Here is a 16,755-nt window from a genome sequence, read left to right as displayed (position 1 = left end):
CCACCACGTCCGCAGACCTACCGCCGAATCGCCTGCGTATGCGTCTTCAACGCTTCGCTCAGGCCGTTCACCTTGTCGGCGCCTTCCGGCACGGTGATGCTGGAGCCGGCCAGGTCGTCGCCGATCGGTTGCACGCGGCCGCCCAGGCACTGGCCCAGGAACCCCTCGGTCACCGCGTTGAAGGCCTTGCTGTTTTCCGGCCGCCGGAAGCCGTGGCCTTCGTCCGGGAACAGCACGTAGGTGACCGGAATGTTCTTGGCCTTCATCGCGTTGACGATCTGGTCGCTCTCGGCCTGTTTGACGCGTGGATCGTTGGCGCCCTGGCCGATCAGCAGCGGCTTGCTGATCTTGTCGACATGGGTGAGCGGTGAGCGTTCGGTCAGCCACTGCTTGCCGGCGTCGGTGGCCGGGTCGCCCATGCGTTTGGTCAGCTGCTTGTAGAAGCTGGCCCAGTACGGCGGCACGGTGCCGAGCAAGGTGTTGAGGTTGGCCGGACCGACGATGTCCACGCCGCACTTAAACGCGTCCGGGGTGAAGGTCAGGCCGACCAGCGTGGCGTAGCCGCCATAGCTGCCGCCCATGATCGCCACGTCCTCGGGCCTGGTCACACCTTGCTTGACCGCCCACTGCACGGCGTCGAGCAGGTCGTCGTGCATCTTGCCGGCCCACTCGCCGTTGCCGGCATTGGTGAAGGCCTTGCCGAAGCCGGTGGAGCCACGGAAGTTCACCGCCAGCACCGCATAGCCGCGATTGGCCAGCCACTGCTCATACGGCCCGTAGCCGTAGCTGTCGCGCGCCCACGGGCCACCATGCACGAACAGCACCAGCGGCACCGGCTTGTCGGCCTTGCCATCGTGATTGGCGTCAGCCTCAGAGGGCAGGGTGAGATAGCTGACCAGCTTGAGGCCGTCGCGCGCGGTCAGTTCCTGCGGCCACATCGGGACCAGCGGTTTGCCGTCGAGCGCGGGGCGGGCGGAGAACAGTTTGGTCAGCTTGCCGCCGTCTGCACGGTCGTAGCGGTAGTAGCTCAGCGGTGTCTCTGCCGCCGAATACCCCACGATCCAGATGCGATCGTCGAGCGTGCGTGCGGCAACGCTGGCATCACCGCTGCCGAGTGACTTGAGCTTTTGCAGGTCGGCGGCAATGCCGTTGTCCAGCGCCTTCCATTCCTCGCGCAGATAGTCGGTGGACACGGCCTGCACCAAGCCGGTCCTGGGGTCGTTCAAGGTGGCGCCGACATCGGTGCGCGGGTTTTCGAACAGCAGCGTGCGCGCATTGCTGGCGGTGTCGATGGCATACAGTGCCGCGGTGTCGCGATTGCGCGAATCCTGCATGTATAGCGTCTTGCCGTCGTCGGTCAGTCCGTCGGGCGAGGTGTTGCTGACATCCTCGAACGGGATGCGGTCCACGCGCTTCCAGCGCTTGCCATCCGGTACCAGCAGCTCTCTGCCGGCATCGTCGGTGGCGCGCGTGGCGTAGCGCAGCTGGTAGTTGCCGTCGAGCAGATAGGAATCCAGGCTGTCGGTGTTCTGCTGCACCAGGCTGCGCTTGCCCGAGGCCAGGTCCACCCGATACAGGTCATGCCATTTGGGATCGCGGTCGTTCATGCCGACCATGATCGACTCGGGGTGCTGCGCGCTGACGCGATACACCTCGGCGTTGGTCTTCTTGAACGGGGTGAGGTCCTTGCTGCTGCCATCGCTCAGATTCACCGAGAACAGATGGAAGTCTTCGTCGCCGCCATTGTCGCGCAGGTACAGCAACGTGTTGGGTTGATAGGTCCAGAAATAATTGCGGATGCCGCGTGCGGTGTCCTTGGTGATCGCGCGCGCCTGATCCGGTGCATCCACCGGGGCGACCCAGACATTGAGCACGCCGTCCAGCGGCGCGATCCAGCTGAGGTACTTGCCGTCCGGGCTGATGCTCACGTTCGCCCGCTCCGGGTTGCCGAACAGCGCATCGCGGGTGATCAGTTCGGGCGGTGCCGCGGGTGCCGCAGCAGCAGCCGGGGCCGGCGTGGCGGCCTTGTCGGTGGCGGGCGCGGTTTTATCGCTGCAGGCAGACAGCGCGAGCAGCATGCTGGAAACAAGAAGCAGGCGTTGCATGGAGGTCTCCGGTCGTGAGCGCGGCCATTCCAGCCGCTTTCCTCACGCTAGAGCCAAGGTCCGTCCCTGTGGACGTGCCGTTGGTCACGCTGCGAGGCGCCGCTACGCAGACGCGGACACGAATTCCACCAACGCGACACCCTCGGCGACCAGTTCGCCTTCTGCCACCAGATACGCCGACACCGTGCCGTCGCTGGGCGCGTGCAGGGTGTGCTCCATCTTCATCGCTTCGAGCACCACCAGGGCCTGCCCGCGGGTGACCGGCTGCCCTGCGGGGGCGACCAGCGACACGATGCGACCCGGCATCGGTGCGGTCAGGCCACCGGCGTCGTGCGCGGGCTGATCGGCTTCGAGCAGCGCGTCATGGTGGCGGAAGCTCGCCCGCTGCGTGGCATCGCGCAATGTCAGTGCATTGCCGTCGCGCAGGGCCTGCATGCGCCATTGCCGGCCATCCATTTCCACGCGCAGTGCCCCGTCCTGTACGTGGTAGCGCAGCGTGTGGGTATGGCCCGCGCACGTCACCTGCCAGCCATCGCCAAGCGGGCGCACGCCGAACTGGCGGCGCTCGCCTAACGCTTCCAGGGTCATGGTGTGTGCCGCATGCGCGCCGATGCGCCAACCATCGGTGTGCTGCCACGGCGAAAACGGGTCGGCTGGATCGGCGGCGGCGGCCTTCGGCAACGCTTCGGCGATCAACGCCGCTGCCAGGCACCACCAGGCAGTGGCCGGACTCACCGCATCGGGAAACAGCACTGCCTGCTCGCGTTCGATCAGTGCGGTATCCAGATCGGCCGACGCAAACGACGCCGTACCGATCAGGCGCGCAAGGAACGCGCTGTTGGTGGTGACACCCACCGCATGGAACTGCGCCAGCGCCTGGCGCATGCGTGCCAGTGCGGCGGGGCGATCCACATCCCACACGATCAGCTTGGCAATCATCGGGTCGTAGTACGGGCTGATGCTGTCGCCTTGCTCCACGCCGGCATCGATACGTACATGCGCGCTTGCTGCGGGAAACTGCAACTGGTGCAGCGTGCCGGTGGAAGGTAGGAAGCCGCGGTCGGCATCTTCGGCATACAGGCGCGCTTCCAGCGCATGTCCATGGATGCGCAGTTCCTGCTGACGCAGCGGCAGCGGTTCGCCCGCGGCAACACGCAATTGCCACTCGACCAGATCGGTGCCGGTGATCAACTCGGTCACCGGGTGCTCGACCTGCAGCCGGGTGTTCATTTCCATGAAATAGAAATCGCCATCCGGGCCGGCAATGAACTCCACCGTGCCGGCGCCGACATAACCCACCGCGCGTGCGGCATCCACGGCCGCCTTGCCCATGGCGGCGCGACGTTGTTCGCTCATGCCGGGGGCGGGCGCTTCTTCCAGCACTTTCTGGTGCCGGCGCTGCACCGAGCAATCGCGTTCGAACAGATAGACGACCTCGCCCCGGGTATCGCCAAAGACCTGAATCTCGATATGGCGCGGCCGCTCGACGTACTTTTCCACCAGCACCTGCGCATTGCCGAATGCCGACTGCGCCTCGCGCTGGCAGCTGGCCAATGCGTCTTCGAATGCCGCGCTCGCATCCACCCGGCGCATGCCCTTGCCGCCGCCGCCGGCGCTGGCCTTGATCAACACCGGATAGCCGATCGCGTCGGCCTGTGCACGCAGGAAGGCCGGCGCCTGTTCGTCGCCGTGGTAGCCAGGCGTCAGCGGCACGCCAGCGCGTTGCATCAGCGCCTTGGCCGCGCTCTTGTCGCCCATCGCGCGGATGGCTGCCGCCGGCGGGCCGATAAACACCATGCCGGCCTGCGCACAGGCATCGGCAAATGCCGCGTTTTCCGACAGAAATCCATAGCCGGGATGGATTGCCTGTGCGCCGCTCCTGCATGCCGCATCCAGGATCGCATCGCCACGCAGATAACTCTGCTGCGCCGGTGCGGCACCGATGTGGATCGCTTCATCGGCCAGCCGCACATGCCGCGCATCACGGTCGGCATCCGAGTACACCGCCACCGTTGCGATGCCGAGCTTACGGCAGGTGGCGATGACGCGGCAGGCGATCTCGCCGCGATTGGCGATCAGGACCTTGTCGAAATACGGCTGTCTTGCTGCGGCGGTGGAATCGCGCTGGGTCATGGCAAGGGTCTCTGCACCCCGCCATGGCGGCGGGCACTGCGATGGAAAAACGGCTGCACGGAGTACGCGGGACACAATGCGATGGCCGACGCCGCACTGCGCGAACGCAACTCACTGCTTGGAGCAGATAACGTGCGCGCACTCATGCACTGCTCCAGGCAACACGCGGCACCCTGCGTGCAGGTGCACGCGCAGTGCCTGGCAATGAAGAGCCGTACATGCAAGCGGGCATCACCACCTCACATCCGGAACACGCCGAAGCGTGTCGGCTCGATCGGCGCATTCAACGCGGCCGACAGCCCCAGCCCCAGCACGCGACGGGTGTCGGCCGGATCGATGATGCCGTCGTCCCACAAGCGCGCGCTGGCATAATACGGATGGCCCTGCTGCTCGAACTGGGCACGGATCGGTGCCTTGAACGCATCCTCTTCCTCGCCCGACCAGGCGCCACCCTTGGCTTCGATACCGTCGCGGCGCACGGTGGCCAATACGCTGGCGGCCTGTTCCCCGCCCATCACACCGACGCGCGCATTCGGCCACATCCACAGGAAGTTCGGCGAGTACGCACGGCCGCACATGCCGTAATTGCCGGCACCGAACGAGCCGCCGATCACCACGGTGAACTTGGGAACCTTGGCGCAGGCCACCGCCATCACCAGCTTGGCGCCGTCCTTGGCGATGCCGCCATGTTCGTATTTTCGCCCGACCATGAAGCCGGTAATGTTCTGCAGGAACACCAGCGGAATGCCGCGCTGCGTGCACAGCTCGATGAAGTGCGCGCCCTTGAGCGCGGACTCGGAAAACAGGATGCCGTTGTTGGCGATGATGCCGACCGGGTAGCCATGCAGATGCGCAAAGCCGGTGACCAGGGTGCTGCCATAACGCGGCTTGAATTCGTCCAGCTGCGAGTCGTCGACGATGCGGGCGATCACTTCGCGCACATCGAAGGGCTTGCGCGTATCGGCGGGAATCACGCCATACAGCTCGTCGGCCGCATGGCGCGGCGGCAGCGGTGCCTGCAGGGCCAGCGATGCCGCCGGCTTGCGCCAGTTGAGCCGGGCGATGATGGCGCGCACGCGTGCCAGGGCCTGCAGGTCGTTGTCGGCGAAGTGATCGGCCACGCCGGAGATGCGCGTATGCACATCCGCACCGCCGAGCTCTTCGGCACTGACTTCTTCGCCGGTGGCCGCTTTGACCAGCGGCGGACCGCCGAGGAAGATGGTGCCTTGCTCGCGCACGATCACCGTTTCATCGCTCATCGCCGGCACGTACGCACCGCCAGCGGTGCATGAGCCCATCACGCAGGCGATCTGCGGAATGCCGTTGGCCGAAAGGTTGGCCTGGTTGTAGAAGATGCGCCCGAAGTGATCGCGGTCGGGAAACACTTCATCCTGCAACGGCAGGAACGCGCCGCCGGAATCGACCAGGTAGATGCACGGCAAGCGGTTCTGCTGGGCGATTTCCTGCGCACGCAGATGCTTCTTTACCGTCATCGGGTAATAGGTGCCGCCCTTGACGGTGGCGTCGTTGGCCACGATCACGCATTCCACCCCGGACACCCGTCCGATGCCGGCCACCACACCGGCGCATGGCACCTGATCGTCGTACATGCCGTGCGCCGCCAGGGGCGCGATTTCCAGCAAGGCGCTGCCCGGATCCAGCAAGGCATCGATGCGCTCGCGCACCAGCAACTTGCCGCGTGCGGTGTGCTTGGCACGCGCGGCATCGCTGCCGCCCAACGCGGTCTGCGCCAGCGTGCGGCGCAGATCCTCGATCACCGTGCGCATGGCCGCAGCGTTATGTTGGAAGCTTTCGCCGCTGGCCTGCAGCTGGCTGGTGATCACGCTCATGGTGGCTCCGTCAGGCGGTGCGTTCGAACAGCTCGCGGCCGATCAGCATGCGTCGGATCTCCGAGGTGCCCGCACCGATTTCGTACAGCTTGGCATCGCGCCACAGGCGCCCGGTGGGGTAGTCGTTGATGTAGCCGTTGCCGCCCAGCACCTGGATCGCCTGGCCGGTGAGCCAGGTGGCTTTTTCGGCGGCGTAGAGAATCGCACCAGCCGCATCCTGGCGCGTGGTCAGCCCCGCGTCGCAGGCGCGCGCCACTGCATACACATAGGCGCGGCAGGCGTTGAGCCCGACGTACATGTCGGCTAGCTTGGCCTGCATCAACTGGAAGGTGCCGATCGGCGCGCCGAACTGCTTGCGCTCGTGCACGTACGGCAGCACCACATCCATCGCGGCGGCCATCAGGCCCAACGGGCCGCCGGCCAGCACCACACGCTCGAAATCCAGGCCCGACATCAGCACACGCACGCCACCGTTGAGCGTGCCCAGCACGTTCTCGGCCGGCACTTCGCAGTCGCTGAACACCAGCTCGCAGGTATTGGAGCCGCGCATGCCCAGCTTGTCGAGCTTCTGCGCGGTGGAGAATCCCTCCATCCCTTTTTCGACGATGAAGGCGGTGATGCCGCGTGCGCCGGCCTCCGGGTCGGTCTTGGCGTACACCACCAGCACATCGGCGTCCGGGCCGTTGGTGATCCACATCTTGCTGCCGTTGAGCACATAGCGGTCGCTGCGCGCATCGGCGCGCAGCTTCATCGACACCACATCCGAGCCGGCGCCGGCCTCGCTCATCGCCAGTGCCCCGACGTGCTCGCCGGTGCACAGCCTGGGCAGGTAGCGCTGTTTCTGCTCGGGCGTTGCGTTCTTGCGCAGCTGGTTGAGGCACAGGTTGGAATGCGCGCCGTACGACAGGCCGATCGCCCCGCCGGCCCGCGAGATTTCCTCCATCGCCACCACATGCGCCAGGTAGCCCATGCCGCTGCCGCCGTACTCTTCTTCCACGGTCAGCCCGAGCAGGCCTTGTTCGCCGAACAGGCGCCACAGCTGGGCGGGAAAGACATTGTCCTGATCGGCCGTGGCCGCGAGCGGGGCAATATGGTGGCTGGCAAAGGCCGCCACGCTTTCGCGCAGCAGATCGATGTCTTCGCCAAGCGCAAAATTCAGGGACGGCACGTGCATGGAGCGACTCCGCAGGGATCGGGATGTGCCGGGTGGGAGCGGGCAGGCCGCACGGCGCTTGTGCGCAGCCTAGCGGTCCGCAGTAAAAAAGTGAACTAAAATTCAACTATTGAACCAAGAATCACACCATGGCTTATCGACGCTCCGCCCTGATGGAAGAACGCCTGGCCGGCAACCGCGAACGCATCCTGCACGCGGCCCGCGCCCTGATCGCCGAAGGCGGCTACCGCAACGCGCCGGTGACCGCCGTCGCCGCTGCCGCCGGCGTGTCCACCGGGCAGATCTATCGTCATTTCCCGTCCAAGGCCGAGCTTTTCGTGGAAGTTCTCAACGAGGCGGTGCAGCGCGAGATGGCCATCCTGCGCGCCATCGCCACCACCCAGACCAGTGCTGCCGAGCGCCTGCGCAATGCGATCGCCACGTTCGTGCGGCGGGCCCTGGCCGGCCCCGCGCTGGCGTACGCCTTCATTGCCGAGCCGGTGGAAAGCGAGGTGGATGCCGAGCGCATCCGTGGCCGACGCCTGTTCGGCGAGGTGTTCCGCCAGTTGCTCGCCGAAGGCGTGGCGGCCGGCGAGTTCCCGCAGCAGTCGCTGGACGCGGCGGCGGCGTGCATCGTCGGCGCCTTCACCGAGGCCCTGGTGGGACCGATCGCCCCCAGTCGCAGCGATCCGCAGCAGGGCGAGCAGCTGGTCGAGGCGATCTGCGGGTTCTGCCTGCGCGCGGTGGGCGCGCGGCAGCCGGCGGTCTGACAGTGCACTGACCGGGCGTGCTGCTGGGCTGTGCCGAGGCAGATAACTGTGCATATACTGTGCACCCGCCCTGCCGGAGTCGTGCAATGGTCGCCGTTCTCAATCCCCTGGCCCTGACCGAACGCCTGCGCGTGCCGGATCGCACCATCCTGTCGCCCTCGGCCATGGCCGGCCTGCTGGATCTGTCGCAGCAGGAACTGGCCGAGCTGGCCGGTGTGCATCGCAACAGCCTGCGCGTGCATCCGGAAAGCCCGCGCGTACAGGACCTGCTGCGCAACCTGTCGCGCCTGCTGGTGGCGATGACGCAAGTCCAGCCGGACGAACGCCAGGTGGTGTTCCATCTCAAGAACACCCCGATTCCGGCGTTCGAGTTCGCAACCCTGCTGGAAGTGGTCGAACAGGGCCGCACCGACGATGCGCTGACCTATCTGCGCACCGTTGCCGCGGGGGCCGCCGGTTGAAGCTGAGCGCTCCGGCGCACTGCACGCTGTATCGCGCCTTCACGCCGCGCTGGGCTGCCGAACCGTTGAGCGGCGCCGGTGCGGCACGCTCGGGCGGGCGCTTCAATCGCTTTGGACAGCCGGCCCTGTATTTATCGCTGCAACTGGAGACCGCCGCAGCCGAATACGCGCAAGCGGCGCTGTTCCTGCCGCCATTGACCTTGGTCAGTTATGCGGCCGACCTGCCGGCGCTGGCCGATCTGCGCCTGCTCGATGCGAGCTGGGATCCGCTCTGGGCCGACTGGACCGAGGACTGGCGCAAGGCGCTGGTCAACAAGATCGAACCGGTCAGCTGGGTGCTCGGCGACCTGCTGCGCGAGGCGCAGATTCCTGGCGTGATCTTTCCCAGCATGGCGCTGCCGGACGGCATCAACGTGGTGCTGTTCATGGACATGCTGCAGCCCGAACACGTGTTGCGCGTGCTCGACGATGGTCGCCTGCCGCGCGACGGGCGCAGCTGGGGCGATCCGCCGATCGTGGCGTAGCGACGGACGTCCTTCACCCCACCAACAGCTGCAGCGCACCCGCCAGCAGCGGCGCGGCCACTGCCGTGGGCAGGATCAATCCACGCCGATACGGCAGCAACCACAGCGACAGCAACGCGGCAGCGCCGGTCAATGTGCCCAGCCACAGCACCGGGCCGACGCCCCAGCCTTGTGCGTGTACCGCCAGGCCGAAGGTGAGCAGCACCAGCAGCCAGCCCAGCACGCGCAGTTGCCGCGAGCGCGCCGCGCCCAGCGTGCGACCCGTGACGTCCTGCTGATGCTTGTCCATCGCCAGGCACAGCGCGGCGAATCCGGAAAAATTCAGCGCCAGCAGCAGCCACACGCTCATGCGCTTTCCTGCAGCGGCACGCTGCCCTGCGCAGGCGCGGCGGCAGTGGTGCGCGCGCGTCGCGCCGATGCGGCTTGTGGTGCCTTCCACTGCTGCAGGCGCCAGCCCGCCACGCCCAGCGACACGCCAAGGAACAGGCAGACCAGATCGACCCCGGCCAACATCCATTGCCCGGCCGGCAGCGTCACGCCCAGATGCACATCGGTGGTGATCGCATTGACCACCGGCACCAAGGCGAACAAGGCCGCGCCCAGATACAGCTGCCAGCTCCACATCGCGCGCCGTGGCCACACGAACGCCGCCAGCAATGCAGCGGCCCATGCGGCAAAGAACAGGTTGGCCTCCATTGCCGCGCGCGCCTCCAGGCTCACCGGCAACACCCGGTTGGCCCAGAAGAAACTGGCAAAGGCGATCGGCAACCCGGCGACCGTGCCGATGTTGAGCGCATCCACCAGCCGCAGCCCGAAACCGATGCGCCCGGCCTTCAGGTGTTTGGGGCGTTCCTTCACCGCCCACATCACCACGCCGCTGGCCACCATCAGGCAACCGAGCAAGCCGGAGCCGAAGAACAGCGCGCGCATCCATGGCCCGGCGAAGTGGGCGATATGCAGGCCCACCATCACCCCGCGCGTCTGGCTGGCGCCACCGGGCGGTCCGCTGTGCTGCAGGCGCTGGCCGCTGACCGCATCGAACAGGATCGATGGCGCATTGGTGGACAGACGATCGGACACCTGGGTGACGCCGACCGCTGCGTGCGCATCGTTGGGCAGCGACACCGCCACGTTGCCGACCTCACCACCGCGCCAGTGGCTGCGCGCACGCGCCACGAATTGCTCCAGCGGCAGCATGCGCGCCGGGGTACCAGACGCTTGTCGCGTATCGGCGACCCGGTTGGCGGATTCTTCGTAGAACCGCATTTCGTTGTCCGGGTACTGCGCCTTGATGCCCCACGGCAGGTACATGAACATCAAGGTCACGATGCCGGTGTAGGTGATCATCGCGTGGTACGGCAACGCGGTCACCGCGCTGACGTTGTGGAAATCCAGCCACGAGCGCAGGCCCTTGCCCGGGCGGAAGGTGAAGAAATCCTTGAAGATCTTCTTGTGCGTGATCACGCCGCTGATGATCGCCACCAGCATGAACATCGCGCAGAAACCCACGATATAGCGCGACCACATCACCGGCAGATAATGCAGATCGAAATGCAGCCGGTAGAAGAATTCGCCGCCCAGGGTGTCGCGCGCGGCGATCTCCCTGCCGGTGGCCGGGTCGATGATGGCGTTGCCATACATCTCGCGGCGACTGGCCGGTTTGCCATCGGTTGGCGCGGGGTTTTGCCAGTACATGCTGACCACCGGATTGCGCGCGTCCGGCAAGGTGATGTTCCAGCTCTGCGCATCGGCGGCATGCGTCTGCAGATACTGCTCGGCACTGCGCAGCGCGGTCGCGCTGCTCACCGTGGTGGTGGGCAGTTCCGGGCGCATCCAGCGGCTGATTTCGTCGCGGTAATAACTCGCCGTGCCGCCCATGAAGATCAACAGCAACACCCAGCCCACCAGCAGCCCGGTCCAGGTGTGCAGCCACGCCATCGACTGGCGGAATCCCTGCTTCATGCCACGCCCCGTTGCAGCCATGCGGCCAGTGCGAACATCAGCGCCGCCGGCACGGCGATGCCGGCCCAGGCGCGCCACACGCTGGCGGTGGCGAAGGCCCATAGCGGCGCGCAGGCACACACCACGATGCCGACCAGCATGCTGGTCAGCACCGCTTCGCTGCGTGGCAGCGGCAACACCAGCGCCAGCAGCAGATTGGTGGCGCTGGCGAGCGCATAGCCGCCAAACATCGCCGCCAGCGTGCGTGCAAGCACGCCCAGCCAGGGGCGCCTGAACCAGGGAAGCGGCAGGGACGGTGCGGTAGCCATCGGATCGGCGGCGCGTGTGGCCGGCTTACTCGGCCAGGAAGGTCAACGTGCTGATGTGGTGGATCATCGCCACCTGCTTGCCGGCGATCTCACGCTTCACCGGCTCCTTATTGGTGGCGACCAGGATGTGCCGGCCGGCGCGCAGCTTGGGCAGGGTCACCTCGCCGTTGGCATCGGAGGTCAGCGTCTTCTGCCACTTCTGCGGGTCGATCACCGTCACCTCGACCTTGGGCAGCGGCTTGTTGCGATAGAGCACGGTCAGCGTATTGCTGTTGGCAGCGGTGGGCACCAGCTCGAAATCGAGCTTGGCCGACGGCGTGGCGCGCCCGGCGCGTGCGTAGTAGCTCACCGTCTCGAAGCTGCCGGCTTCGCCCTTCCATGGCTCGAACACGCTGTCGTCGCTCAGCCACGCATCGCCGCTGCCGGACAGCGGCGCGGTGAGGAACGCGTTGCCGCGCTGCAGGGCGCCGGCCTTGCCGGCCGTGCCGAACACGGTCGGCTTGACCACGCGCTTGATCTCGTCTTCGCCATGGTCGAGGGTGTCCTGCGCCGGCTCGCCGAAGTAGATGCGCACCGGGCCGCTGCCGTCGCGCTCGATCCAGATCTCGTGGGCCTGGGCAGACAGGCTGATGCTGGCCAAGGCCAGGCAGGACAGCAGGAAGGACTTCATCGCGGCGACTCCTCGTAGGCGGGACCGGGCGAGGCGAGAACCGCGTCACCGTGGATTGATGGGAATGATACGCAATTCCCTCGAGCGAGACCAACGTGTCATGCGGCATTGCGGCAATTCATCGGGCTGCGCAGACCGGCGTGCCTGCAGGACCCATAGCGCGCCAGGGCGCAGCGCACACCGCTGCAATCACTGTCATGCACAGTGGCCAGACGGGCGCGAACTGTGCTCTATACTCCGGCGCTAGCAGAGGTCTTCGACCAACAGCCAGGGGTGAGCGCGTGCGGAATTACGACCTCGAGTTCCTGAAGAAATTCTCGATGGTGATCGGACTACTGGTGGTGATCACCCTGGGCCTGATTGCCCTGGCAGCCTATTTGCAACGCGCCATTCCCGACGAAGTCTCGCCCGCCGCGGCCGAACGCGTGCAGCAACGCATCGCCCCGGCCGGCGCGGTCTATGCCGGCACCACCGGTGCGTCCGCACAGGCCGCGGCCCAGGCCGCAGCGCTGGCCAAGGCCGCCTCGCAGTCCGCCTACGGTGGCAGCACCGACGGCAAGACCATCTTCGACAACCTGTGCACGGCCTGCCACACCACCGGCGTGGGCAAGGCGCCGACGCTGGACCATGCGCATTGGGACGCGCGCATCGCCCAGGGCAAGGACACCTTGTACAAGCACGCGATCGAGGGCTACACCGGTCCGGACGGCGGCATCATGCCGCCCAAGGGTGGCAACCCGGCACTGACCGAAGAGCAGGTGCGGGCCACGGTCGACTGGATGCTGAGCAATCTGAAGTAAGCCTCTAAAGCAGCAAGCGCCTGGAACACGTGGCTGACACAGGCAGTCGGTGTGTGGCCAGGTGGCCGCATGCCGTGCGCGGGTGCGTCGACTGGCAACCGCGAGGCCTGCGCGCACGGGAGCAAGCTTTTTCTTATAGGCGGCAGGCATTGCGCGCGCGTTTGCGCTCGCTGCGCGACGTGCTTGCACGACGACGCCAGCCTTGCGCGACCGCCTCAGCACCGTTGCTTTAGGGGAATGCCGCAATTGCCGGCAGCTGTGCACCGGCCACGTCATCCACGCAGCAGCTGGTCGCCACTTGCAACGTTTTGCTAGCCTGTCACGGTTCTCACGCGCCGCCTTCAAGGCGGCGCCTGCAGGTGGTCCAGGTCTTTCCGGAGTGTGTCGATGTCGCGTTGCTCGCTGGTTGTGCTCGGTGTGATCGGTCTGTTGGTGCCACTGCTGGGCAGTGCCGCCGAGGGCGCGCCGCAACGTCTGTCCATCGCCGACGTCCAGGGCGAAGACACCCGTAGCCCCCACGACGGCCGTGTGGTCGACGTGGAGGGCATCGTCACCGCCGATACGCGCGTCGGCCTGGGCGGGCTGTTCGTGCAGCAGCCCGGCTTCGAGCCGCGGCGCTCGCATGGCCTGTTCGTCACCGGTGCCGGCAATGCCGAGGTGGCGGTGGGCGACCGCGTGCGCATCGTCGGTACGGTGCGCGAGGTGTCGGCAGGTGGCGAGGCGAGTCTGACCACGCTGGATGCCAGCAGCATCGAGCGGCTCGCCAGCGGCCAGCCGGTACCGGTGCGCATGCTCAGCGGGCCGCCGGCCAGCTGGGAAGCGCTGGAGGGCGAGCACGTGCGCATCGCCGCGCTGACGCTCAACGGCAGCGATCGCCTGGACGGCGACGGCGAGCTGGTCGCCGCCTTCGGCGGGCGCCTGTGGCAGCCCAGCGAAGTGGCCGCCGCCGGCACCCCGGCCTTTGCGCAGGTGGAGGCCGACAACGCCCGTCGCCGGGTGGTGCTGGACGATGCACGCAACGGCCGCAGCCCCAAGACGGTGACCTATCTGCCGGCCGATCCGGCGCTGCGCACCGGCAGCCTGCTCAAGTCGGTCGATGGCATTGTCGACCAGCGCTACGACGGCAACTACCGCATCCAGGTGCTGACTCCGTTGACGCTGCCGGCCATACCGACCGCGGTGGCGCCGCAGGTGGGTGGCGATCTGCGGATCGCCTCGTTCAATCTGGAGAACTTCTTCAACGGCAATGGCCGCGGCGGCGGCTTCCCGACCAAGCGCGGTGCGCGCACGCATGAGCAGTTCCAGGCCCAGCTGACCAAGCTGGTGTCCACCATCGTGCCGTTGCGCGCCGATGTGGCCGCGTTGATGGAGCTGGAAAACGACGGCAATGGCGCCGATGCGGCGGTGGCGCAACTGGTCGCCGCGCTCAACGCGGCCGGCACCGACAAGGACTGGCAGTTCGTGGACACCGGCAGCGGCCCGGGCGATGACGACATCCGGGTCGGCATCGTGTATCGCAGTTCCCAGGTCACCCCGGTCGGCAAGCCGGCCACGCTGACCGGCGGCCCGTTCGACAGCCATAGCCGGGTGCCGCTGGCGCAAGCCTTCCGCAGCACCCGCGGGGCGACCTTCGTGGTGGTCGCCAACCACTTCAAGTCCAAGGGCTGCGGCAGCGCCAGCGGCGCCGATGCCGACCAGCGCGATGGCCAGGCCTGCTGGAACGCCACCCGTACCGAGTCGGCCAAGCGCCTGCACCAGTGGCTGCAGACCGACCCCACCGGCGCGCAGACCAAACTGGCCGTGCTGCTGGGTGACTTCAACGCCTACGCCATGGAAACCCCGATGCGCAGCCTGCGCGCCAGCGGCTGGCAGGACGCCTTCGCGGTGGCTGGCGTGAAGCAGCCCTACAGCTATGTCTACGACGGCATGAGCGGACGGCTGGATCATGCGTTGTTGAGCCCGGCGATGGCCAAGCAGCTGCGCGGCGCGGTGGAATGGCATATCAACGCCGATGCCAGCGACGACGCCGGCTACGCCAAGCGCAACCTGCCCGGCCCGTGGCGCAGTTCCGACCATGATCCGGTGTTGCTGGGCTTTTCGCTGTAGCAGCGCCGGTGGTCGGCCGTGCCCCTAGCGCGTGCACTTTCCATGCCGGCGACGTAGCCGCAGATTGACCAGGTGCGTGCTGGCCAGCAGCAGGCTGCCGGTCACCGTGACCGGGGTTTCCAGCGCCGCGCCGGCCACGCCGCTTGCGCCCAGGACCAGACCGGCCAGCCCGAAGACCGCCAGTGCCCATACCGGCGCTGGCAGTGCATGCCGGCGATGGCTGCTCCATAGCGCATAACCGCTCAGCGGCACGGCTGCCGCGGCGAACACCACATGCACCCATTCGGCCCGGCTCCACGCGCCCAGCAGCGGCAGCGCGGCGGCCAACAGTGGCAGCGCCAGGCAGTGCAGCAGGCACAGACTGGAAAGAGCGATGGCCGAGTTGTCCAGCACAGAAGCGGTAACACGCATGGAGCGGGTCCTGTCGAGTAAGTGTTATATAGTAACACTTCGCTCCAGCCAGGCTCTCAGGATGTCCCTGTCCCCCAAGCGCGATCCACGCCTCCCCGTCACCGTGTTGTCCGGCTTTCTTGGCGCAGGCAAGACCACCTTGCTCAATCGCCTCCTGCACAACCGCGCCGGCCTGCGCGTGGCGGTGATCGTCAACGACATGAGCGAGATCAACATCGACGCGCAACTGGTGCGCGATGGCGGTGCGGCCTTGCGACGCACCGAAGAGACGCTGGTGGAATTCAGCAATGGCTGCATCTGCTGCACGTTGCGCGATGATCTGCTGCAGGAAGTGCGGCGGCTGGCCGAGCAGAAGCGCTACGACTATCTGCTGATCGAATCGACCGGCATTGCCGAACCGATGCCGGTGGCGGCCACCTTTGCGGTGCCCGATGCCGACGGCTTCAGCCTGGCCGACATCGCCCGGCTCGACACCATGGTGACGGTGGTGGACGGCAGCCGCTTCCTGCAGGATTTCGCCTCGGCCGCCACGCTGGCCGAGCTCGGCCAGCAGGCCGGCCCGGACGATACCCGCGGGCTGGTGCAGTTGCTGGGCGAACAGGTGGAGTTCGCCGACGTGCTGGTGATCAGCAAGTGCGACCAGATCGACGCACGGCAGTTGCAACGCCTGCGCGCGGTGTTGCGTGCGCTCAATCGCGAGGCGGCGATCGTGGACGCCGTGCAGGGTCAGGTACCGTTGGAACAGTTGCTCGATACCGGCCGCTTCGATTTCACCCGTGCGCAGCTGGCACCGGGCTGGATGCAGGAGCTGCGCGGCCAGCACACGCCGGAAACCGAGGAATACGGCATCAGCAGTTTCGTCTATCGCGCACGCCGGCCGTTCCATCCGCAGCGCTTTGCGCGCATGGTGCAGCGCGGGCTGCCGCAGGTGATTCGCAGCAAGGGCTTTTTCTGGCTGGCCAGCCGCATGGATTGGGTCGGTGAATTGTCCAGCGTCGGCGGCGCGACCCAGACCAATGCAGCCGGCTTCTGGTTTGCCGCACGCCACCGGGTGGATGCGCACGCCATCGGCGAGCCGCTGCAGACCAGCATCACGCCACTGCCGTATACCGATATCGGCTGGCAGCGTCAGCAGACGCAATGCTGGACCGCGCCATTGCCGCGCCTGCACGAAGTAGGCGATGCCGGCGAATACGCCGCGATGCAGCGGTTGTGGCACCCGTTGTGGGGCGACCGCCGCCAGGAGCTGGCGGTGATCGGCGTGGACATGGATGCGCCACGCACGCGCGCTGCGCTGGATGCCTGCCTGCTCAGCGACTACGAACTGCGCCAGGGCCCGGCGCAGTGGCAACTGCTGGACGATCCGTTTCCGCACTGGGAGCGTTGATGGCGGGCTGGATTACGCTGTCGACATCCGTCGTTCGTTGTCTGGATGCGAACGGCTGCGGGCTTGCATCTTCGGTGCGGCGTGCAGATGCGGCGCTACGTGGCGACGCGTCGCA

The 16,755-nt window shown here is 66.9% G+C and carries 15 protein-coding genes; 6 read left to right on the top strand and 9 right to left on the bottom strand.

Annotated features, from left to right (window positions below):
* Positions 1-17: 17 nt before the first annotated feature.
* The 4 genes from EO170_RS12455 to EO170_RS12440 all read right to left on the bottom strand — a co-directional run bounded on the left by EO170_RS12455 (position 18) and on the right by EO170_RS12440 (position 7,262).
* Positions 18-2,105 (bottom strand): S9 family peptidase, encoded by a 2,088-nt coding sequence (locus EO170_RS12455; protein ID WP_126945277.1) that lies wholly within the window; start codon positions 2,103-2,105, stop codon positions 18-20.
* A gap of 102 nt (positions 2,106-2,207) precedes the next feature.
* Entirely contained in the window at positions 2,208-4,238 is a 2,031-nt protein-coding gene (locus EO170_RS12450) for an acetyl/propionyl/methylcrotonyl-CoA carboxylase subunit alpha (protein ID WP_126945274.1), read from the bottom strand.
* 239 nt (positions 4,239-4,477) lie between these two features.
* Entirely contained in the window at positions 4,478-6,088 is a 1,611-nt protein-coding gene (locus EO170_RS12445; RefSeq protein ID WP_126945270.1) for a carboxyl transferase domain-containing protein, read from the bottom strand.
* 10 nt (positions 6,089-6,098) lie between these two features.
* Positions 6,099-7,262 carry an isovaleryl-CoA dehydrogenase gene (locus tag EO170_RS12440; RefSeq protein ID WP_126945267.1) on the bottom strand — a complete coding sequence of 388 codons (1,164 nt, stop codon included), beginning with the start codon at positions 7,260-7,262 and terminating at the stop codon, positions 6,099-6,101.
* A gap of 128 nt (positions 7,263-7,390) precedes the next feature.
* Between EO170_RS12440 and EO170_RS12435 the strand changes: the two genes are divergently transcribed.
* The 3 genes from EO170_RS12435 (at position 7,391) to EO170_RS12425 (ending at position 8,996) form a co-directional block, all read left to right on the top strand.
* Positions 7,391-8,011 (top strand): TetR/AcrR family transcriptional regulator, encoded by a 621-nt coding sequence (locus EO170_RS12435; RefSeq protein WP_126945265.1) that lies wholly within the window; start codon positions 7,391-7,393, stop codon positions 8,009-8,011.
* An 86-nt stretch (positions 8,012-8,097) separates the two neighbouring features.
* Entirely contained in the window at positions 8,098-8,472 is a 375-nt protein-coding gene (locus EO170_RS12430; protein ID WP_164741024.1) for a DNA-binding protein, read from the top strand.
* On the top strand, positions 8,469-8,996 hold the full coding sequence (locus EO170_RS12425) for an RES family NAD+ phosphorylase (RefSeq protein WP_119130185.1): 528 nt from the start codon (positions 8,469-8,471) through the stop codon (positions 8,994-8,996). The genes EO170_RS12430 and EO170_RS12425 overlap by 4 nt, the downstream gene beginning before the upstream one ends.
* A 13-nt stretch (positions 8,997-9,009) precedes the next feature.
* Here EO170_RS12425 and EO170_RS12420 read toward each other — a convergent pair whose 3' ends face one another.
* The 4 genes from EO170_RS12420 to EO170_RS12405 are packed head-to-tail and all read right to left on the bottom strand — an operon-like array spanning position 9,010 to position 11,936.
* On the bottom strand, positions 9,010-9,345 hold the full coding sequence (locus tag EO170_RS12420; protein ID WP_104583938.1) for a DUF3325 domain-containing protein: 336 nt from the start codon (positions 9,343-9,345) through the stop codon (positions 9,010-9,012).
* On the bottom strand, positions 9,342-10,958 hold the full coding sequence (locus tag EO170_RS12415) for a PepSY-associated TM helix domain-containing protein (RefSeq protein WP_126945261.1): 1,617 nt from the start codon (positions 10,956-10,958) through the stop codon (positions 9,342-9,344). The genes EO170_RS12420 and EO170_RS12415 overlap by 4 nt, the downstream gene beginning before the upstream one ends.
* Complete coding sequence (locus tag EO170_RS12410) at positions 10,955-11,266, bottom strand: DUF3649 domain-containing protein (RefSeq protein WP_104649592.1); 312 nt, start codon at positions 11,264-11,266, stop codon at positions 10,955-10,957. The genes EO170_RS12415 and EO170_RS12410 overlap by 4 nt, the downstream gene beginning before the upstream one ends.
* A gap of 25 nt (positions 11,267-11,291) precedes the next feature.
* Positions 11,292-11,936 (bottom strand): DUF4198 domain-containing protein, encoded by a 645-nt coding sequence (locus EO170_RS12405; RefSeq protein ID WP_126945259.1) that lies wholly within the window; start codon positions 11,934-11,936, stop codon positions 11,292-11,294.
* Between the two features lie 281 nt (positions 11,937-12,217).
* Here EO170_RS12405 and EO170_RS12400 point away from each other — a divergent pair, with 281 nt between their 5' ends.
* Positions 12,218-12,736, top strand: coding sequence for a c-type cytochrome (locus tag EO170_RS12400; protein WP_126945257.1), 519 nt, complete (start codon positions 12,218-12,220; stop codon positions 12,734-12,736).
* Positions 12,737-13,123: 387 nt separating this feature from the next.
* Positions 13,124-14,842 carry an ExeM/NucH family extracellular endonuclease gene (locus EO170_RS12395; protein ID WP_126945255.1) on the top strand — a complete coding sequence of 573 codons (1,719 nt, stop codon included), beginning with the start codon at positions 13,124-13,126 and terminating at the stop codon, positions 14,840-14,842.
* 24 nt (positions 14,843-14,866) lie between these two features.
* On the opposite strand, the gene EO170_RS12390 is transcribed toward EO170_RS12395, so the two are convergent.
* A complete protein-coding gene (locus EO170_RS12390; RefSeq protein WP_104583933.1) occupies positions 14,867-15,253 on the bottom strand; it encodes a MerC family mercury resistance protein in 387 nt (128 codons plus the stop codon).
* 61 nt (positions 15,254-15,314) lie between these two features.
* Between EO170_RS12390 and EO170_RS12385 the strand changes: the two genes are divergently transcribed.
* Entirely contained in the window at positions 15,315-16,640 is a 1,326-nt protein-coding gene (locus tag EO170_RS12385) for a GTP-binding protein (protein ID WP_126945253.1), read from the top strand.
* The last annotated feature ends 115 nt before the right edge of the window (positions 16,641-16,755 follow it).

Source organism: Xanthomonas sp. BRIP62409, assembly GCF_003992965.1.
Taxonomy (GTDB): domain Bacteria; phylum Pseudomonadota; class Gammaproteobacteria; order Xanthomonadales; family Xanthomonadaceae; genus Xanthomonas; species Xanthomonas euroxanthea.
The sequence above is the reverse complement of the archived record's forward strand: the minus strand, read 5'-3'. Positions and strand labels throughout refer to the sequence as shown.